The following is a 19,639-nucleotide window of genomic DNA, read 5'->3' as shown; positions in this document are numbered from 1 at the left end:
TCTGGTTGTTAAACTTTTTTAGAAGCTTAGCCCCCGGCAGGGCCGCCGGAGGCATAAACTAAATAGATTTTTCTCGTTCTCAGGAGTTGATATGAAACCGATTCATGCCCTTATCCTCTGCGTTGCCCTTCTTGGGACGCCCCTGTCCCTCCATGCTGCCGACACATGGGAGAACCGGGCGTCGGTCCTTGTGCCCGAGCCGGGTATTGCCGAAGCCGTCCTGCCGCCGGAATTAATGGAAAAAACCGGCCCCAACGCCGTGGACCTTGCCCTGGAAGGCCCGGACGGCAAACGCCGCGCCTTTGAGTTGTACTGGCGGGAGCCGGACACCACGAATCGATACGACTTAAGGGCCTACAGCAAAAAATTCAACGACAGGGGGGAGTTTATCTGGCGGTGCAATGCCCCGGACCATGAGGTGAGCGCCCTTCATGTGACGTTGGACAATCCGAGGATAATGGGCAAGGTGGAGGTCAGGGCACGGGTTAACGACATCTGGATCGTCCTGGTCAAAGACGCAGCCCTTGTAAGGTCCGGCAGGCAGACCCGGAGCGAGATCCCCATCAAGCCCGACACGTACCAGGAGTTCGGCCTGATCTTCAAAGGCTTTGACCGTGACTTTGAAAAAAAAGTGATCTCTGTGGAGCGCGTCACAGCCCTTTCAGTCACCGAAGGCACGGACTACGCAAAGCAGAACGTCACACCGAAATTCCAGGTGTCCGAGTCCGGCGACATCACCGAGCTTCGTGTCCTGTTGCCCGGCTCCGGCCTTTATATCGACACCCTGCGCCTCAACACCGAAACCCAGTTTCTGGGCGACTGGCTGGTCGGCAGGGAAGAGATCTGCAACGGTCAGCGCACCTTCGTGCCCATGGCTGAAGGCTCGGTAAGGCACGTCTCCGACAAGATCCACGAGCTCACCCTGCCCATCAGAGACAGGTGGAAAGGCAAGTCCCTGGTCATCAAACTGGATCCCAAGGGCCGCTACCTGGGCAGCCCCTCCGCCCTCTCCGTGGAACTTTTTCTCCCCCGGATCGTCTTCTCTGCTGACAAAATGGGTTCCTACACCGCCCTTTCCGGCACCGGCTCCGAAGCCCAGATCCTCACCAGCCTCGGATACAGGAACCGGGCACCCTATCAGGTCGTCTCCTTTTCAGGGGCCAAAGCAAACCCGGATCTCACAAAACAGGCCCTCACCGACACTTACAAGCTCAAAGGCGGCCCCTTTACCAACGAGGGTTTTACCTGGGCTGCCTCCGTTGCCGTAAATGCCCCCGGCTACTACCGGCTCCCCTTTCCCATGGAAGCAAGCCTTTCCCCCAACCGTGCAGGAATCCGCCTGGCAAAAGGTGAGACCCAGGTGCCCTTTTTCATGGACCGCACCGAAAACGTGCCGACCCCCCTGCCCCTTTCCCCGGACTATGACAAAGCCCAGAACAGGACCACCTGGGACCTCACCCTGCCCCAGCCTTCTCCCTGGTGGGTGGCCCTCAACCTGTCGGCCGAGGGCATCTTCAGGCGCACCGTGACCATCCAGCTTCCCAAACCCGGGCAGGTGGGCTGGGAAACCTGGAAGACCGTCACCTGGAGAAACACCCTCGACAGCGAGACCACCCTCAGGATCCCCCTGGCCCGCCTCCCCGAAGGCCAGAACAAAATCCGCATCCTCATGGACCACAACGACAACGAGCCCCTGGTCATCACAACAGCCGAGGCCGTCTATACCGCGCCATCCATCTGCTTTCTTGCCTATGAGCCCGGACCCCTCACCCTCCACGGCGGGCACCCGACCCTCCCCGCCCCGGACTACGACCTCTCACTGGTCCGCACAAAGCTCATGGAAACCCTGCCCACCCAGGTTACGGCCCAGCCCGTGGCCCCCAAGGCAACAACCTGGTCCGGCAACTGGATCAAACACTTCCAGGCCAACGGCTGGGGCCTCTACGCCGCCCTGGGCCTCGTGGCCCTGGTGCTCCTCGGTATCATCGCAAAGATCCTTCCGGCAGCTGAGGCAGGGAAGGAAACCGAATAAAAAAAGCCTCCGGTAGCCAAGGGCTGAGCCCTTGGCTACAAGGTTCGCACATGCTCCGGAGCTTCGCCCCTTCGCATGTGCTGACGGGCTGCGCCCGTCATATAGATCGGGGGCAAGAGGCAACAAAACGTATCAGGCTATCTTTCGTTCCCAGGCTCTGCCTGGGAACGATTCACGGAGTTTTACCGCCACACGGCACAACGGGCGAAGCATCTCACCCCTCAGACGCTCGAAAGCCATGACCACCCCGAACTCTGCCCCCCCGCCCTTTCATCCTCTCCTGCTCTTCTTTGTAAATGGCCGCCATGCGGTCGATCTTGGCATACTGCCGGGCCAGCAGATCTTCAGTGATGGTCCGAATCCCCCACCGCTTGAAATCCAGTTGCAGGCCGTTGCCGCCAGGATCTTCGGCCCCCTCCAGCTCCGCAATAAAGTCACCCACAGATTGCAGCAACCGATGTATATCCTTGATGGAATCACACAACTCTGAAATCTCCGACCCGGAAAACATGCCGGGGGAGTGGCTGTTTGATGAGGTCATGGTGGAAACCTTTTTTAGTCAGTAGTGATTGGGGAGTAGTGAATAGAATGTGAAGCAACCGTTTCATCCATCGACAAATAACAACAAGCCACCGGACCTGAAGAGAAATAGTGAAAGAAGTCACCCCGATGGTACTCAGCGCTCCAATACCCCTCAGCCCGTAGGGTGCACTCCGTGCATCAGAAGAACCCACAAATGTCGATCCTTCAAAATCACGCCATGCAGCACGAAGCCTCCGTGTCATCTATAAGCTGATCAATACCTATTCACGGATCCTGATTCCCCGCATAGATATCTTCATAAGATTTTGTGGAAAAAAATCGCCCTGCCCAAAAACAAAAGGCCCTGCTCAGACATCAGGAAAAGGAAAACGCACCGTCGGCAAAACGTAGGAGGAAACCAGACGCAACACCGCCATTACCCATGCTGTTTGAACGCACGCAGAAATCCGAAGGGGCGTTTTCCCGCCCGTCAGTCAGAACCACCTGTGTTCATGGGCCATTTAAAACGGCTGTACCGCCTATTGAGGAAGCGCAAGGTTGCGCGTGGTGAGGAAAATACGACTTGAAAAGGGGGTGAGTGTGGTGTAAAAAACCGTGTAGCCATGACGACCTCCAGTGAAGGTTGTTTTTGGTCAGGCCTGGCAGGATGGTAGGACATCCTGTCGGGTTGACTACCATGAATTCCATGATTTCCGTAATAACTAGTTATTACGTTCAACCCTAATTCCATCTCTTTCATGTGTCAACACTTTTTTTACTGACAAATCCCATGGTTATTCATTTCGAAATAAGCAGAAGTATCGTTCATACGCCCTTATGATAATGGCCACAATTGCATAAAATATTGGCTTCTCCATCTCGGCCACAACACGACAAAACATTCCATTCATTTCATGAAAATTATCCAAAGTTCTCTCTCAAGGAATGACAAGTTTTTTAAATTGAAAAATCAAGATGCCAGGGGTATGACGTAAAAACGTTTGTCTGGAATGCCGGTGCCAGAATCACAGGGGCAAGCCCCGTGGACAGGAACAGTTCGCGCGCCCTCGATACACTAGATTGTACGCGAAGACTTCTGTAACTATAGAATTGTAGTGCTTTGGCACATTCAAAACAAGTTCTGGCACAGCAGACGAATGGGCACCATTAAACTAATTTTTTCTGCAATATCATACGCTTAAAGTGTTAAAGTGGCTTATTTTAAATAACCGGGCCAAGATTGGACTACAATGCAAACTATTTGCAATGGCTCACAACATAGGGAATTCGGCTCGCTATGCTTGGTGTAGAACGTGATGGGTCTGGTCGAAAAGCTCCAGACAGTCACATCGATAACAACAAAAGGGAATATAGCCTGGAAAACCAGGCTATATATAGATCAGATATGGTGAAAGTTGTGGCATTTGCCTGAAGGATTTCTTTAAAATCAGCCGAAGAGGCATTTATGGAAATGGCGTTATTTTAGAGACTTCTTAGGATTCCAAAAATCGAAATATCCATAATAGAGCTTTTTCAAGCCTAATATCAAAAAGCTCATCGTAATAATTGATTTTCGTTTTAGCGTTCACAGTAAAGGAGTAATTAATGAGTGATTTTGATGTACAAGAAGAACAAAAAACCATGTCAATATTTTCAGCATTAGGAATATATACAGCACTATTAATAGTTACATTTTCCAACTTAGATTCTTCATTCTTCTTATTGCTTTATTTGGCCTCTGGTTTTGTTATGAATCGAATTGTTTTACGAAGGCTTATTGATTGGCATCCCGTCTACAACACATTAGAAAATGTATCTCGAGGAAAGCTTAGCATGTTTCTATTCTGGCCACTTTCCTATATTGTACTTTTTGCCAGAATTGCTATAGTTAAAATCCTGTAGTTCCAAGAAGGGAGAGTCCTCCGAACTGGACAAACATATACCGGACGAGTCATTTTGCGCCTCAATGAGGTGCTCATAAAACTCGTGGTAAGGGTAAAACTCCAAGCCTCAGGATACGACAGCTCGCCTTGCAATAAAGGACAAGCCGAATTTCGCTGCCTTGACAGCAGGGCTCCCTGTCGTTTGAGGTAGCTGCGAGTAAGCCCCAAAAAGGAGGTTTTTCCCACCTTAACTTTTCCGTTTCGTGGTCAGGATGAAGGGGCAAGTCAAGCCTACACCTTTGACATTTTTGATTCTGAAATAGATTTGATCTGATAAAATACAGCTCCTGCGGCAACAGCTGCATGAAAACCATACTGAAGTTTTCTTTAATTGAATCGGTTTCCCAGATGGGATAGACCGATGTAAAGGGGTCCGGGCTCGAAAAAGTGACCCAATCAATATTTCACTAAGTACAGACGGTCAGTGGGAAAAAATGCGAAGTATAAAAAACTTATTTGTTATCTTTATTTGTTCAGCTTTGTCTGCTTGTGCTACATCTCAAAACATTAAGTGGGATCATACAGATAATTCATACAAAGACATAAAGAACAATGCCTCTTTCAGGGCTCCAGAAGGTTACAAACTTTACACCCCCTACAATGCACCAGGTGGTTTAAAAGATTTGGCCCAAGCACAGAGTGAAGACCACGCAATAGTCCTTTACAATAAAAATACCAGAATCAGTATTATTGCTGAGATAAACATACAAAAAGATGTATCCTACAGCAATCAACTCACTTCTTTTATTGACAATTATGACCAGCATCAAAACCCGACCAAAGTTTTTAATGAATTTTATTGGGAGCATGAACAAAAGGATTGGATTACAACTGTTAGCATAACACCTATGCAAGTTGAACCATTCAACTTAATTGCAGGTATCGTCCAAGCCATGTCTTTTGAGTCATTTTTTAGTTTAGGATATGCGTCTTTTATTGATCACAACAAAAACGACAAATACATATCTTATGTTTTGATTTTATCACCACTTACATGCTATGAGACAGCTTTGAAAGATCTAAATTATTTCCTATCCAGCATAACTCTCAGATCAAACCAGTAAATACGACAGAAACAAACGAAGCCTCTGAACCTATACATCTGATATTTTGTTTCTTTTAGTAGCTCTTTATGTCCACGGAATATGCCAATAAGTCGAATGATTCAGCTCTCAGAAACACCAAAAAGCAGGTTTTGGTACAGCAGGCGTCTATACACCACAGAACCGGTCTTCGGTAACATCAGGAGCCCCCTCAAATTGAATCGATTTACCCAGATTTAGGAGAGGTCAGGTTGATACGCAGTGGATGCTCTTTGCAATTACCAACAAAATAGGAAACTTGAGGCACTATGCCTGATAAGTCTGATCGAAAAGCTCGCGGCGGTCGTATCGATGACCAAAATGTGGCGTGAATATTTTCGTTGACTGAATTGTGATGAATGCGAAAAAACTTTCTTTGAAATAAGCTTGGAAAGATATTCTGAAAAAAGAATTAATCTCCAAGGCTCGTTAGGCCACAAGATGGATATAAACAAAGCACTTGATAACTTTAGAAATGCCATTGATTCTATATGGGACAATCTAAGGGTCGCCAATATATCATCTGGAGATGATGAATGGGATGATATTACAGAAACTCTATTTGCCAATTTGGTTTGCATCCCACTCGATAAAGACTTTGGTCGGTATGCCTTTTACAACGAGGAGACCAAAAGTAAGATCATTTTGGTAATTCCTCATGATGTAAAAGTTCTTATTGGTACAGACGATAAGTCAGATAATGGATTATCAAACATGATAGTATGGAAAACAGATAAGTTTAATGATGATAATGAGTTTGTCTTCCGGGAATTTGCAAACCCAAGTGAGCCACATTCGAAAACCAGTTTATCATTTGTCACTGGTCAATGCCTTAAAACAGGATTAATAATTTCCGCCCCTTATAGAGACGTATCTTTCAAAATTACAGAGACCTAACAAACGCATAGTAAGGGACCGCTGGCGCTCCGCGCCAGTGCCCTCGATTTGTTCAGCGGCAACACATGCGCTGCGTTCAGGCACATACAATGAATTCAATTCGAAAAAACATTAAAGAAATTCTTGATTTGATTTCTTCAAAAGAAGAACAGATTAAATATGAAAAAGAGGTACCTATTGCAAATGTACCTGCCGAATTGATTTGCACGTGGTTTGATGACCTTTATCATCCACAGTCAAAGTTACATCAAGAGGCTTTTTCAGATGATGAACAACAGATTTTAGATTCTTTCAACACTTTTTATGAATCTCGTGTTGATGAACTCCCCGAAACACTGCCTGAAATGCATATCAATCTTCAGTGGGAAGAAATCATTAAAGAAGCCCAGCGTGTTCTAAGAAGCATAACATGGTGATACAGAAACGTTTTCTCGCCAACCGGGTTCAAGCAGAAAAGGGGCGAACCTACATATTTGACATTCTTGCCATCCGATCAGCGTTTTCTGCTGAGAAAATTGATACCAATCCTAATTGTGTTTGTGAGGCTGGCATTGAACCGCCTCTACACAAACCATGCATCAGCATTGCAAGCTTATAAAGCACATAAATTCAGAACTTTACAACACCCCAAGACAAGATTATATTCTGAAATAGCAGACGTATGTCACCATGGAAACGGTCTTGGGCAACACCGACGGCACTCTCAGCCTGATCTACGAGGGTTCAATCAACCAAAACCACGCCCAGGTGTACGTCAAGCATCAGACACCAACTGAACCGGACGATGATTTTCATGTTACGTAGTGCCTGTAGTGGTCCGGATGGTTGCAACCCTAAGCCACCGACTACAGTCGGTGGGGTATCCACAAAGGCATAAAATGCATTTTTTTATTATTATAAACGTGTTTTTTGTAATTATACTCACAATTATAGTAAATAAAAATATTACTACAGGATTTGATGAAAAGATTCTTACATGGTTTGATTCTATAGAGAGTTTGACTCTAAACTTGTTTTTTATTCTTATTACTTGGCTTGGATCACTTTGGATTTTGTTGCCCACATTGGCTGGCATAACAATAGGGTTGATATTTTATGGTTATCGCATGGCTGCCATTGTGTTCAATATAGGCTTTATAGGCGCAGTATCCACGACTTATATCATGAAGTCCCTCATAGAGCGGCCAAGGCCTGAACTATTTGAAAACATGACGACTATGCCTTATGATTCTTCATATCCAAGTGCGCATACGACACAGGCTTTTGCCTTTGCATTGATGTTGTCACTATTAGTTTACTCACTGGACACCTCTTTTAAAACGTCTTTCGCATCACTGTTTTTAAGCTTTGCTGTCATGGTTGGGATCTCCAGGATGTATCTTCAAGTTCATTTCCCCAGTGATGTGATAGCAGGCGTATTGGTAGCATCAATATGGACTGGCATCGTTATATATCTCATAAACTTGGGGGTTCTCAGATGAAAAATAAGCTGTTAGGCACAGGGGAGGAGGGATATAATCCTCTTCGTAAGTTCAAGGTGATTATGCAAGGTTTGCGTTATTCTGCATCTGATTTTTCTGTTTTGCACAAGTTTATGATTTCGTTTGTTATTTTAATACCTGTTGTGATTTACAATGGTGCCTTAGATGCGTCTATTATTGTATTGGCTACGGTATTTATGTTGAGTGCTGAGATGTTCAATACCAGCATAGAAGCCATTTGTGATTTCATCCATCCCGAGTATCATGACAAAATCGGGATCATCAAAGATATCGCAGCAGCAGCTACAGGCTTGGCTATTTTTGCCTGGCTACTTGTATTGGTCGTTGAAATTGTTGAGGTTGTTGGGCATATATAGGGTCTTCTGAAACAGTCAGCGATTACCTCGGGGTGTCTCACGGCTCGTTTCCAAACGGAACTCCGTCCATGAATCGGTCCTACACCTACCATGGCCTCTGCTGACTCCTGCTCGAACACTGACTGTGTTGCCACATCCTGCGCTGCCATCTGACCGCAAAGTCGAACAGGCCTTCCCGAGCTCTTTTGAGTGCCCCTTGAGGGGTATAAGAACGCGATCTTTCTTTCCACAACCGCAGCATTTACCATATTTCTTCGAATCCTGGACTTCGTCATGTTGTGCTGACTCATCCAGAGCCTTGCACTTGTAAGCTGGTGATTCAGAACGCCCTGCTTCCCACCCTTCGAGCCCGAATCAATACGCCCCTTGCTCCTGTCGGTTTGTCTGTTCGTCGGCTCATAAATTTGCCATAGAGTGACCACTCCCTCCGGTCATTCTCGCTGATGCTCGTGATTCCGCTCTGCTTCATCTCCTCCAGACGGAACCACACGACGCCTCCCTTGCCTTAGACTAGTGCTTATGCTAAACCGTTGTTTGATCAGAATGATTCACACACAGAGGACTTCCCGGTTAAACTTCCGGGTCACCGCATAAAATTGCCCCCATACCGGGCGTACACAAGTCATTGCACCGGACGGGAACAGCTGAGCGTTTCCAAGCGCTTCCGGCTCTCAAATAGGTTAACTTATTCACCGTTGCCGGTCCTCGTCGCACACCCGGTGAATGATAGTGTTATCAGCTAACCATCATGAACATGACGAACTTCAAAAAGATTATTTACAGCATTGCCCAAGCGCAGGGCATGACTGTTGGCACATTCCATAAGGCCAGCATCACCCCCAACTTCCACGCGTGTCAACTAAGTCATCCACATGGCCTTACACTATTTGTGTTGTGCTCAATCAATGATGATTGGGCATTTGCTAAGACGTTCCACCCCATGACATGGGGGCTCGAATTCACGGATCATTCTGGCCTGGCAAGCAGTCTCCGTGAAAGCTATGGTATCGAGGTATTGGTAAAAAAGGAACTTGATGGTCCATTCTCAAGCAGGCCATATCTGCATAACTACGATATCAAACACTGGAAGCCGAAAACCCTGGGTGAGGGATTATTCAATTGGTGGGATAAAGGGGAAGAGGGGGTCGCGTTGGAAGCAGTTGGTTTTTGTAGCCATACCGGGTGAGTTGCTGTATTTGAAATATGCTTACTCACTCTTTGTATTATGTTTTTTATAGCAATAATTTTTTTCACTGAAAGCCATTTGATGAATTGAAAACTTATTGTTATGAAGTACTGTATCTCAACAGGCATATCCGAATTCAGCATTCCCCTATTGCCCTTACCGAAACACTTTTTTTAAAAAAGCCCCTTGCACATGGACCAGGCTACGTTTCGTAGTTTTGAGGTTTATCGTTATTCGCACCTACACCTAATACGAGGGCAAACCGTGACATTTCAAGCACTTGCCATCGAGCAACTATGTACGCTTAAAGAATTAATATCGAGACTGCTAAGATTAGGCCTACAATGACTATACGTAAAGCAACCCCAGATGATTCGAATGAGTTAACCGACATTTCATTTATGTCAAAAAAACACTGGAATTACCCTGACCATTATTTTGATATATGGAACGCAGAGCTAACGATTACACCTAGTACGTACAAAAAAATCATGTCTTCGTTATTGAAGACTCTGGTATCAGGGGATTCTATTCTGTTTATCAAGCTTCAGACTGAAATCACTCTTTCAGAGTTCACCATGCGACCTGGAACATGGCTGGATCATGTTTTTATTAGACCTGAATACATTGGCATGGGCTACGGAAGGTCACTGATGGGTCATCTTGCAGGACAGTCCCAGACACAAAAGTGGGCACAAATTCAAATTCTTGCAGATCCCAATTCAAGAAATTTCTATAAAAAAATGGGCGCTTCTTACATCAAAGAAGTCCCCTCAAATATTGAAAGCAGGACCGTTTCGTATTTCATTTGGAACCAACCGATTTCATTACCTGAAGCCCACAGGCAATGAAAAGAGCCCTTAACAGATACTGGTACCAAACCATTCTGCTGGCAGGTTAACCGCTCGATTATATATAAGGTTTCTTGAACAAAAGGCGACATATGGTACAAATAATTTCAGGGCTATTTATTGTATCTTTTTGGCCTTCTTGGCTTTTCCGTAGAAATTGAAAATTTCCTGATAACCGGTTTTTTAGACCCATTTGGGGTCGCATTCTCATTTGTTATCCTGATGACAGGATCCTGCCTGGTTTATTTCAAATATTCCACACGAAAAAAGACAAATAACGTACTAAATGAGGCCCTTTCAATGTACCGCCACAATATCGAAATAAACACGATGGTTATTAGCAATCATCATCAGCGAAATAGATGTCAGGAGAATCATTAAAAAAGCACAAGACAGTTATTCCCTAAGTATGCTGATATGGCGTAGTTGTTATGATAATACTGCTTAATTATGGGCGCCCATACATTATAAAAGAAAAAAGTACCCAACTGGCGTTTTTTCATTGCACATGGAACAAATGCAATCGAATCCGATTAGGGGCTGTCTATCGTACTCATTCTCCCTGGGTTATGCACGGCATTTGCCATGAGCCATGTGGTTAACACCACTTTCTATAAATTGAGCAGACCCGACCTACCTCATGCTGACCCATTTTGTCGTCCTTAACAGTGTATAATAGGACTACGCCTCCCTCGCTTGCGTCTCTGTAGCCTACCAGTCAACGTGAAAAGTGGTCGCTTTGCTGTTCGGCGGGGGTATTGACCATTACCGCTTTGATGTATGTATATCTCGACCAAAATGGAATACTCTACAAGGGTAGATACATCCCCTGCCTCTCAAGTATTTCCACAGAAGACCAAATCAAAAATATGACGACAAAATATTTGCGCGCAAAGGAGCACTTGTATCAAGCGCAACAACTATGCCTAGTATGCAATTTAAACAGCAATAGCTAAGATCATTAAATCAAACGTGAATGACAATTTTGATCTTTTGCTTCAAAACTCATAAATAGTTCTTAGAGATACAAATCAGTTGGCACCGCGCACTATACGTCCAAAAAAGATTCAGTGATTTTTCTCAAGGTTCATACCTGAAAAGGAGAGCAATTTTTGAATAGGACCAGAAACGCTTTGACCCAGTAATTGGTTCCAAGTCTCAAAATGACATTAACGGATATAAACTTTATAAAATATCCGGAATAGGAATCGCTATCTGTCTCGGGTCTCCCATTGCCGAGCCTTCAATGTCACAAAACTACAAAAAATTAGGGAAAAGATCCGAAGCTCGGAAAGCGCTGCTCTATATAACAATAGCGTGGGTTCTATTTCCAATAGCCGCGGCTCTCATTACCGAGGAATTGAACATTTCAGCGTCTTCCATATTAGTACCGTTGGCGATAGGTACATTTCTATACGCAAAACAAAACCAGCTTGAAGATATAGAAGCGCACGCCATGCGTGGCGGTAAGTTTGCATCAAACTGGAAAGCCCTGGGAATATCTCTCTTGTTCTCGACAGCCATCCTCACGGTTGTACTGTAGGCCATTATTTCGCTGAAGTAGGTTGGCAGCGCACATTTCATGTAAGGATTCAATAAAATGCCTTTAGTAAAAATCAGCATCCTAAAGGGGAGATCTGATTCTGAAAAAAAATATTGCTGAATACCATTCACTCATCTTTGGTTGAAGCATTCAAAATTCCAGATAAGAACAAGAGTACAAAGAATTATCGAGTATGATACCGGTTCTTTTTGAAATTCCAAGTGACAGAACAAATAAATTCACAATTATCGAAATTACAATTCTACCCGGCAGGTCGGCTGCTGCGATGAAATCATTATACAGGCTAATATTCAGTGGGTTAAAGGATCTCGGTTATCAAGACAATGATGCCGTCGTTGTCCTTTATGAACCTGAACTGGGTAATTGGGGCGTCCGTGGTGGTGTTCCTGCAAGTGAAATTGATTTGGGGTTTGATCTAAACGTGTGAGAGATCACGCGATAACTGGAAGAGAGTCGCATAGCAGCATCTTTCTTACAATGTCAAAAGCCAAGGAGCGGCGCCTTCGCCCCTCCGGCATGTGGCCCCACAACACGATCGAGAATACAACGTTTTATGTAATATCACAGGGCATTGCAACGCCATACGGTGCGCACGGCGCACCCTACCATCAAAAACCCGAGTTCACCCATTTCTCGAATTCTCAAAGATTTAAAACATGCAAAATTTTCTTTTAGGACTATCCTTCATCATCCTCGGGACAATTTACTATTTCGATGAGTGGGATTACAAATATGGGTTTATGGTCCCAAAAGAAACTGGCTATTGTCTCATTATGCTGGGGTCCTTCATTCTAATTTTTGCCTTCATTTATGGATGCATCAAAGAATACAACTCGGAAAAAAGTTGCAACATACAGGAATGGCGTGTGTGTGAGGGTTGCTTGGATGTATTTCCCAAAGGCCAAGTCACCTTAAAAAAATGCCCGACCTGCGGTGGTGCCATCTTGGATTTGGCATATTTCGTAAGAAACCGCCCGGATCAATGCCATGAGATCAGACAACAAATTATCTCCTGGCCGGATGAATAATCTTTGAACATCCCAATCCGTTCGGTCCCGATATCGCTCCATGCATTCAAGACTGGCCTTCCTGGATTCCTGATAGTTGGAGTGATGGTAGGGATAGATAATATCTCTGAAGTACCAACATAATCCACACAAGACACTACAAAACATGATGAAAAAACTCATTCTCACTCTGATCTTTGTCTTGAACGTTCACACCGTTTTTGCTGAACCGGACCTTGAGACGTTCCTGTTACTCAACATGCCCCCAAGTGACATCGCCCAAGCAGATGCCAGAAAAATGGATTCAAGGGTTCAGATATACGCAAAAAACCAGATATCTGAAGATGTGGTGGTCTTACTGTATGCGGCAACCCAGCCCGACCCCCATTCTGGGGACAAGGGCCATACCGTCTACCTGTCCACCGTAAACATCTGCAACGACCTGCGTTCTGTCTTCCATGGACATCACCGATCGTCTCTGACATCGTATACTGAGTATCCCGGCCACTTTTCCGAGATGGACGGCGTCATGGAATCATTTGAGATACCGGCTGGGGATCCATGTCAACCTGTGGTCTGTGCTGGCAGGGTCCGGCCACCTGAGCTCATCCTCAGACCTGTTTGTGTCGATTCAGCCGGACTTCTCCTTTCAGCCCGTTCTGTCATTGCCTGGCTCAAGTACCTTCTCCAAGGAAGGATTTAAACTCTTTTCGTCAGGCATAACGTATCTGTTTTATGGAGACATCGACGCAGACAGCGGTAATGAAATCCTTGCCTTGGACACACAGTATCGTTCAGAGGTATCCCATGAGGCGTATATCACGTTGAATCCCACCATGCGGGTCTTTAAATTCAATGGTCAGGGATATGTCCCTGCCGGATCCATAAACATGTTCGAAGAAGCGAAAATCGACGTGAAGCCATTTCACTTTTCGAAGAAAATCATGTACTCCAACGTGCCTGCGGCCCTGAACTCTTTGTTTGACTGCCAAGGCAGCTAAGGTAAAGAGCTTATAGAGCCTGTCCCCATATGGTTTTATTGCACGAGGTGCTGTGGTAAAGAGGTGGAGCAACGGGCTGGCACATGGCCCGGAAAGGATCAGCCACCACCCATGAAACTGTCACAGCGGATGCTCAAGGCTGGATGGAACATCGTCCCTGGACGGGATGGTACCTACACGGTGCATGCATCTCATGCCAGGCAATGCACCTTTTCATCGGCAACGGGCCACTGGTCTGTCCCCCTTGAGCGCATAGAAAAGGCCCTGGCAGCAGACCTTGCAAACATGGCCTCCCATACCCACGCCCCCATGGTCACCGCTTCCAGGCTCACGGCCCTCGACCATTCCAGGCGATCATCCCAACCCCTTCGATACCTATGCGACCAGGGCCTTGTGAAGGGCCGCACGGTATTGCACCTGGGAACCGGTCGGGAATGCATGGCCCGCAAGGACCTGCTGGCTGCAGGAGCCCGTGACGTGGCGGACTATGATCCCAACTTTTACCCGAACAGGGACGTTCTGAAACGGACGTACGATGTCATCATCGCCAGTTATGTTCTCAATGTCCTGCCCCCTGAAGACCGCGCCGAAGCCTACCGATGCATCGAATATCACACCGTCGGAACCGCGTACCTCACGGTCCAGGGAGTGTGGCCAGTGGAGCACAAATACAAGATCATCGGCAGGCACGAAGATGGTTACCTCATCCAAACCGGGCACAACACCACCTTTCGGAAAGGGTATGCCCCGGCCATGTTTGTTGATGAACTGCGCAGAACCCTTGGAGGAACCCCCAAGGTCCTCAGGATGTTTTACAGCAACACCCTTGCTTCCTGGACAAAGGATGACCGCTAAAAGGATACCAGGTCCTGATGCACTTGGTTTGCCTGACCCGCTTGCCTACGGCCACTAATACTCACTTGCAATTATAGAGATCAAAAGGTAAGGATTCATCCAGGCTATCCAATGGCGTCCATGTAGCCTGCAGGCCCGCCAACCCTTTGACGTGATGCGTTCAGGGACATTGTCATCAGGATCAACGTGCATAAAAAGCAGAAAGACAAGCCTCACTATGTTTGGTAGCAAAGATAACACCCAGGACATTACCGCTGAGATCATTGAAAAAGTGAGACAAACAGATCAGCAGCAGAAACTGGAAAATGAGCGAAAAGAGTCCATCGACAGTGTCATTGATGTGTTGGAAGACATGGTTGACATGCCAAGGGAACAGATTGAAAGCCTGGCTCGTGAGGTAGCCGAAAAGCATGAAAACGGCCCGGAGACCCATCCAGACAGCATCGACAGCGGCACCAATTGGTATGATCATAACTGGAAAGTGGTTCTGCTTTTGATTTTTTTCTTTCCACTTGGGCTCTATGGGCTGTGGAAAAGCCCTCACTTCAAAAAGCCGATAAAAATCATTATTTTCATCACGTACTTCATTGGTCTTGTGGGCTCCTTGTTGAGTAACCCCACCTGAGAAAATCAAGACCTATTCTTGTTTTTTTCCAAATCTGGCCAACGGAAAACCCCAGAGGGTCTCACCTCCCTGCCGGTCACCGGCACGGGCTTATCCCTTGGCCAGAGCCATGTTTCACACCCCTTCCCTGCCCGTCATTCCTTGAGACCTCCTGCCTGCATTTCTAACCAGGCGTCTGCCTTGTTATTTTTATCATTGTTTTTTACTCTTGATTGTGCTCAATTGTCGCGCTGGAATTGACTATTGGTGATTATTTGCGTCGCTGTGAAGGCTGACGCCAACAACATATCAACACAAGGACACCATGAATTTTAAGATAAAAACACACCACTATATCCTGGCGGCATTGATTGTATGCGGAACCCTGTTCCTTTTGGGCGTTTTTCCCGAGGAGGCCATGGCAAGGGCCGGAGGTGGCGGCGGGTTCGGTGGGTTCAGCAGCTCCAGGGGCGGTGGTGGAGGAAGATTTAGCATCTGGGGCATTCTTTTGGCGCCATTTTTCATGATGTACTCCGGCATCACGACCACCATGCTCGTCAAGAAGAACAAGCAATGCAAGGGCCTCATCGAGCAGCTCGCCGCCCATGATGCCTCCTGGGACATGTCCAACATCAAATCACGGGTAGAGGTTGCCTTTTTCAAGGTTCAACAAGCGTGGATGGAGCGCGATCAGGAGGTAGCCCGGGACTACATCAGCGAACGGCTCTACCTGAAGCACAAAACACAGACCGACATGATGATTTCCCAGAACAGGCAGAACATCCTCGAAGGGATCAACCTTGAAGAGGCCAAAATCGTCGAAGTTGCAGACTACAAAGACGATTCACGGGACAGGTTCTGGGCCCATATCAAGGGCCGCATGGTCGACTACACCATCGACACCACCAGCGGGGAGCTGATTTCGGGCAAAAAAGAAACGCCCGAAGGGTTTGTCGAGTTGTGGAAATTCATCAGGGGCCCCGAAGGCTGGGTGCTGGACGAGATCGACCAGACGGTCACCATGTCCGACATGAAAGGGTTTCATTCCTTCAGCGAAGAACTGAAATAACATACTTGGGTAGTCCCCTCAGCCCATAGCCCACTTAAAGCAGGGCTGTTTTTGCAGCAATGCACCTTAAGCACGACCAGTGAAGGACGATTTAGAGCATAAAAGGATACCGCATGTTAAGCAGCGATTTATATGACAAACTCACACTTCCAGAGGACGCCAAGAGCTACATTGACGGCCTGGATGACTATGATGATCCCTACTTCATCTGCATCAAGGTGAACAAAGACGAAAAACCAGCGACCACACCTATTAAAAGGAAGCCCTGAGCAGCAAAAAAGAGGCGTTTTACAGTGTCGCCGCCTTTGCCATCGGTGATAGGTTGTTCCTCCTGTCCATCGACGCTGAAAAAGAGGACATTTCAGGCTTTGCAAACGGAATGAAAATCACCTGTACCGACCATGGGCTCGTTGCCCACATCTCCGTGTTTCGCCACAACTGCCTTGGAGAAGCCATGGAAACATTCAAATGGTGCACTCAGTTGCTGGAAGAGGTGATGAAAGACTCCCCGGATGCGTCCGCCATTGGGGTGAATGACTTTACGGACAGAGGCAACTGGCCGGGTATCGCTGCATACCAGGGTCAACAGGCCTGATAACAGCTCGTGGAAGATGCCCCATGGGCCTTCAAGCCCGGTGGGCCTGGACATCATATACACCCAGGCCTGCCGGTAACTGGAAGTCCGCCACACTTAACAGTGATATAAACCTCAAATATCATGCTCCTCAAAGCATGAGAAATCTCTGCAGCCAACCGTCAATACACCGTAAATTTGACGATTTCTTCCAAATATAAAGAACCCACAAAGCCGCAGTAAAATTTTAACGGCGCCCCTGTTAACCTCGGCTCACATCGCCCCATGCAGTGTCAGAAAAAGGGTTGACGGCTTTTCATATATACTTTATTTTTAGATACATATTTGCAGATTTCCCGTTTTCACATTGTTCCACCATTCCTTTCGCGAGATACATCCAACCATCCTCCCGGCCCTACCCTACATGGGAACCTCTGCAGTGTAAGACCAAACCCAAAAGCCTCCTTTCAATTCACTACCATAAAAACAACGCAATCAAAGGCGACTTCCTTCGTTCAACCGCGGTCAGGAATGATGGATAAATGGACTGTCGCTGCCGAGCCTCAACAACATCAAACGGCGATTGCAGTCCCCCCCCCGAATGGCACTGCGTCAAACGCCATTTATGATCATGAGCGCACCATTTTCAGGAAACAGGCCTACTTTTCCAGGCAATAATGTACCGGAAAGATGTTTCCACAGTGATAGCAAAGTCTCCCACGACTTCTGATACATGCAACATCCCTGCCCCTTACGACTTTATACGGGACGTAAACTCTTACAATTACATCATCAAGGAGTTTGCTTATGTACTGCCAAGATAAAAGGCCATTCCAGCTACTGATTATTTGCTTCTTTGCACTTCTGGTTTTTCCATATTTCACCCATGCAGAACAAAAGCAGCCCAATATTCTGATCATTTTAACGGATGACATGGGCTGGGCTGATATAGGCTCCTTTGGAAGTGAGATTCAAACCCCCAATATCGATAAACTGGCCATGGGAGGGGTACGTTTTACCAATTTTTATACAAACCCAATGTGCACCCCGACCCGGGCTACCTTGATGACCGGTGTGGACCACCACGTCGCAGGCGCGGGGACAATGAACCTTTTTACAGCCCCAAACCAGGTGGGAAGACGCGGCTATGAGGGATGGTTGCGGGAAGAGTACAAGACACTGGGAGATGTGATGCGGCAAGCAGGATATGCCACTTACGTGACCGGTAAATGGGACCTGGGCAGATTCCCTGAGCTCATACCCAGAGCGCGCGGGTTTGACAGGGACTTCGTCATGCTTGACAGCCATGGCAGCCATTATGACATGACAAACCTCTATACCGACAACCCCAAGTTAATGTTCACGGAAGACGGCAAGTACCTGAAAAAGCTTCCCCGCGGTTATTATTCCAGCAAGACCTATACAGATAAAATGATCTCCTTTATTGAGGATGGCCGCAAAACAGGAAAGCCGTTCTTTGCCTATCTGGCGTATCAAGCCCCCCATGACCCTCATCACGTCGACGAGCCATGGCGAAGTATGTATCAGGAAGTCTACGACAAGGGCTGGACACACTTTCACAGAGAGCGCTTTAAAGCCCAGCACGAATTGGGGTTGCTGCCAGAGGGAGTGGAGTTGGCGGAACGCTATTGGTTCCTGCCGGATTCAGAAGTCCTGGCACCCATAACAAAAGCCATGCTTGGAAGGCATATGGAGCTGTACGCCGGCATGATGACCAATGTGGATCATCACATCGGCCGAGTCATTCAATACCTGAAAGACATCGGAGAGTATGAGAACACAGTGGTCATTTTTTTCGGAGACAACGGCCCCGAAGGCAACAATACCTTTGAAGCTATCACCGCACCTGGCCTCAGTAACAATATTTTCAGGGCACGAAACTGGTCCCAGGAGCACCACATCAACGTGCTGGGCACGCCTCGGTCCTACCCGGAATACGGTCCCGGCTGGGCCCAAATTTCGACAACGCCCTTCTATGGACATAAGTCCTTTCCCTCTGAAGGAGGGATTCGAAATGCCCTCATTGTAAAAATGCCCGACAGCAAGCATGAAGCAGGCAGCATCCGCAATGACTTCATGCACGTCAGCGATATCATGCTGACACTGACAGAGCTGACCGGCCAGGTTTACCCCAACGGAGATACATCCGGGCGGAGCTGGCTCGGTATGCTCAAAGATCCCGCGAAAACAGTCAGGGGCCCCGATGACTGGGTTGGCTGGGAGATCATGGGTGCCATGGGGCTTCGAAAGGGAAATTGGAAGATTCTCAATAACTGGCGGCCATACGGCACAAGGGAATGGCAGTTGTTCGACCTCAGCTCCGATTGGGCAGAGCGCCATGACCTTGCAAAGGATAAGCCGAATGTGCTGAAGGAATTGGTAGCCCTTTATGAAAATGAGTATATGCCCAAAAACAATATTATCTTGCCCAATAGAGCCTTGTCAGAAAGCCTCTGGTGGAACAAGCCCCTGAGGTTTCCCATGTACGACGAGTACCCCCCGGGATTGTATCGAAAACAATACATACCGCCAACGGATATGCTTGCTGACCCCAAGGATTAGACTCAAGGACG

Annotated in this window: 18 protein-coding genes; 17 read left to right on the top strand and 1 reads right to left on the bottom strand. The window is 47.0% G+C overall.

Going from position 1 to position 19,639, the window contains the following annotated elements; genetic code table 11:
- Window positions 1–91 precede the first annotated feature (91 nt).
- Complete coding sequence (locus ACOYW1_RS04855) at window positions 92–2,032, top strand: hypothetical protein (protein WP_482421884.1); 1,941 nt, start codon at window positions 92–94, stop codon at window positions 2,030–2,032.
- A 214-nt stretch (window positions 2,033–2,246) separates the two neighbouring features.
- Here ACOYW1_RS04855 and ACOYW1_RS04850 read toward each other — a convergent pair whose 3' ends face one another.
- Window positions 2,247–2,573, bottom strand: a complete 327-nt coding sequence (locus ACOYW1_RS04850; protein WP_482421883.1) for a hypothetical protein — start codon at window positions 2,571–2,573, stop codon at window positions 2,247–2,249.
- 1,586 nt (window positions 2,574–4,159) lie between these two features.
- On the opposite strand from ACOYW1_RS04850, the gene ACOYW1_RS04845 reads away from it, so the two are divergent.
- The 16 genes from ACOYW1_RS04845 to ACOYW1_RS04770 all read left to right on the top strand — a co-directional run bounded on the left by ACOYW1_RS04845 (window position 4,160) and on the right by ACOYW1_RS04770 (window position 19,628).
- On the top strand, window positions 4,160–4,456 hold the full coding sequence (locus ACOYW1_RS04845; RefSeq protein WP_482421882.1) for a hypothetical protein: 297 nt from the start codon (window positions 4,160–4,162) through the stop codon (window positions 4,454–4,456).
- A 475-nt stretch (window positions 4,457–4,931) separates the two neighbouring features.
- Window positions 4,932–5,561, top strand: a complete 630-nt coding sequence (locus ACOYW1_RS04840; protein WP_482421881.1) for a hypothetical protein — start codon at window positions 4,932–4,934, stop codon at window positions 5,559–5,561.
- Window positions 5,562–6,020: 459 nt separating this feature from the next.
- Entirely contained in the window at window positions 6,021–6,476 is a 456-nt protein-coding gene (locus ACOYW1_RS04835; protein WP_482421880.1) for a hypothetical protein, read from the top strand.
- An 89-nt stretch (window positions 6,477–6,565) separates the two neighbouring features.
- Window positions 6,566–6,892: a hypothetical protein gene (locus tag ACOYW1_RS04830; protein WP_482421879.1), complete on the top strand. Its 327-nt coding sequence runs from the start codon at window positions 6,566–6,568 to the stop codon at window positions 6,890–6,892.
- 690 nt (window positions 6,893–7,582) lie between these two features.
- A complete protein-coding gene (locus ACOYW1_RS04825) occupies window positions 7,583–7,957 on the top strand; it encodes a phosphatase PAP2 family protein (RefSeq protein WP_482421878.1) in 375 nt (124 codons plus the stop codon).
- Complete coding sequence (locus ACOYW1_RS04820) at window positions 7,954–8,334, top strand: diacylglycerol kinase (RefSeq protein WP_482421877.1); 381 nt, start codon at window positions 7,954–7,956, stop codon at window positions 8,332–8,334. Before ACOYW1_RS04825 ends, ACOYW1_RS04820 begins: the two co-directional genes overlap by 4 nt.
- A 748-nt stretch (window positions 8,335–9,082) precedes the next feature.
- A complete protein-coding gene (locus ACOYW1_RS04815; protein WP_482421876.1) occupies window positions 9,083–9,520 on the top strand; it encodes a hypothetical protein in 438 nt (145 codons plus the stop codon).
- Between the two features lie 344 nt (window positions 9,521–9,864).
- Window positions 9,865–10,371: a GNAT family N-acetyltransferase gene (locus ACOYW1_RS04810; protein WP_482421875.1), complete on the top strand. Its 507-nt coding sequence runs from the start codon at window positions 9,865–9,867 to the stop codon at window positions 10,369–10,371.
- 1,736 nt (window positions 10,372–12,107) lie between these two features.
- Window positions 12,108–12,362 carry a tautomerase family protein gene (locus ACOYW1_RS04805; protein ID WP_482421874.1) on the top strand — a complete coding sequence of 85 codons (255 nt, stop codon included), beginning with the start codon at window positions 12,108–12,110 and terminating at the stop codon, window positions 12,360–12,362.
- 746 nt (window positions 12,363–13,108) lie between these two features.
- Window positions 13,109–13,645 (top strand): hypothetical protein, encoded by a 537-nt coding sequence (locus tag ACOYW1_RS04800; RefSeq protein WP_482421873.1) that lies wholly within the window; start codon window positions 13,109–13,111, stop codon window positions 13,643–13,645.
- A gap of 409 nt (window positions 13,646–14,054) precedes the next feature.
- Window positions 14,055–14,798 (top strand): hypothetical protein, encoded by a 744-nt coding sequence (locus ACOYW1_RS04795; protein ID WP_482421872.1) that lies wholly within the window; start codon window positions 14,055–14,057, stop codon window positions 14,796–14,798.
- A 217-nt stretch (window positions 14,799–15,015) separates the two neighbouring features.
- A complete protein-coding gene (locus tag ACOYW1_RS04790) occupies window positions 15,016–15,423 on the top strand; it encodes a hypothetical protein (RefSeq protein ID WP_482421871.1) in 408 nt (135 codons plus the stop codon).
- Between the two features lie 304 nt (window positions 15,424–15,727).
- The gene (locus ACOYW1_RS04785; protein ID WP_482421870.1) at window positions 15,728–16,471 is read left to right on the top strand and encodes a Tim44 domain-containing protein; all 744 of its coding nucleotides are present in this window, start codon (window positions 15,728–15,730) and stop codon (window positions 16,469–16,471) included.
- A gap of 113 nt (window positions 16,472–16,584) precedes the next feature.
- Window positions 16,585–16,740 (top strand): hypothetical protein, encoded by a 156-nt coding sequence (locus ACOYW1_RS04780; RefSeq protein ID WP_482421869.1) that lies wholly within the window; start codon window positions 16,585–16,587, stop codon window positions 16,738–16,740.
- A gap of 53 nt (window positions 16,741–16,793) precedes the next feature.
- A complete protein-coding gene (locus tag ACOYW1_RS04775) occupies window positions 16,794–17,066 on the top strand; it encodes a hypothetical protein (protein ID WP_482421868.1) in 273 nt (90 codons plus the stop codon).
- A 786-nt stretch (window positions 17,067–17,852) separates the two neighbouring features.
- Window positions 17,853–19,628, top strand: coding sequence for an arylsulfatase (locus tag ACOYW1_RS04770; RefSeq protein WP_482421867.1), 1,776 nt, complete (start codon window positions 17,853–17,855; stop codon window positions 19,626–19,628).
- The last annotated feature ends 11 nt before the right edge of the window (window positions 19,629–19,639 follow it).

The sequence above is a fragment of the Desulfoluna sp. CYM3A genome (genome assembly GCF_056829965.1).
This window is presented reverse-complemented; position numbering and strand designations above follow the sequence as displayed.

Excerpts from the sequence above, each read along its gene's own strand:
- ACOYW1_RS04830 (WP_482421879.1), top strand. The coding sequence starts at position 6,566 with ATGAATTCAATTCGAAAAAACATTAAAGAAATTCTTGATTTGATTTCT.
- ACOYW1_RS04820 (WP_482421877.1), top strand. The coding sequence starts at position 7,954 with ATGAAAAATAAGCTGTTAGGCACAGGGGAGGAGGGATATAATCCTCTT.
- ACOYW1_RS04825 (WP_482421878.1), top strand. The coding sequence starts at position 7,583 with ATGGCTGCCATTGTGTTCAATATAGGCTTTATAGGCGCAGTATCCACG.
- ACOYW1_RS04800 (WP_482421873.1), top strand. The coding sequence starts at position 13,109 with ATGATGAAAAAACTCATTCTCACTCTGATCTTTGTCTTGAACGTTCAC.
- ACOYW1_RS04795 (WP_482421872.1), top strand. The coding sequence starts at position 14,055 with ATGAAACTGTCACAGCGGATGCTCAAGGCTGGATGGAACATCGTCCCT.
- ACOYW1_RS04780 (WP_482421869.1), top strand. The coding sequence starts at position 16,585 with ATGTTAAGCAGCGATTTATATGACAAACTCACACTTCCAGAGGACGCC.
- ACOYW1_RS04855 (WP_482421884.1), top strand. The coding sequence starts at position 92 with ATGAAACCGATTCATGCCCTTATCCTCTGCGTTGCCCTTCTTGGGACG.
- ACOYW1_RS04835 (WP_482421880.1), top strand. The coding sequence starts at position 6,021 with ATGGATATAAACAAAGCACTTGATAACTTTAGAAATGCCATTGATTCT.
- ACOYW1_RS04770 (WP_482421867.1), top strand. The coding sequence starts at position 17,853 with ATGTACTGCCAAGATAAAAGGCCATTCCAGCTACTGATTATTTGCTTC.
- ACOYW1_RS04815 (WP_482421876.1), top strand. The coding sequence starts at position 9,083 with ATGAACATGACGAACTTCAAAAAGATTATTTACAGCATTGCCCAAGCG.
- ACOYW1_RS04805 (WP_482421874.1), top strand. The coding sequence starts at position 12,108 with ATGATACCGGTTCTTTTTGAAATTCCAAGTGACAGAACAAATAAATTC.
- ACOYW1_RS04790 (WP_482421871.1), top strand. The coding sequence starts at position 15,016 with ATGTTTGGTAGCAAAGATAACACCCAGGACATTACCGCTGAGATCATT.
- ACOYW1_RS04810 (WP_482421875.1), top strand. The coding sequence starts at position 9,865 with ATGACTATACGTAAAGCAACCCCAGATGATTCGAATGAGTTAACCGAC.
- ACOYW1_RS04785 (WP_482421870.1), top strand. The coding sequence starts at position 15,728 with ATGAATTTTAAGATAAAAACACACCACTATATCCTGGCGGCATTGATT.
- ACOYW1_RS04845 (WP_482421882.1), top strand. The coding sequence starts at position 4,160 with ATGAGTGATTTTGATGTACAAGAAGAACAAAAAACCATGTCAATATTT.
- ACOYW1_RS04850 (WP_482421883.1), bottom strand. The coding sequence starts at position 2,573 with ATGACCTCATCAAACAGCCACTCCCCCGGCATGTTTTCCGGGTCGGAG.
- ACOYW1_RS04840 (WP_482421881.1), top strand. The coding sequence starts at position 4,932 with ATGCGAAGTATAAAAAACTTATTTGTTATCTTTATTTGTTCAGCTTTG.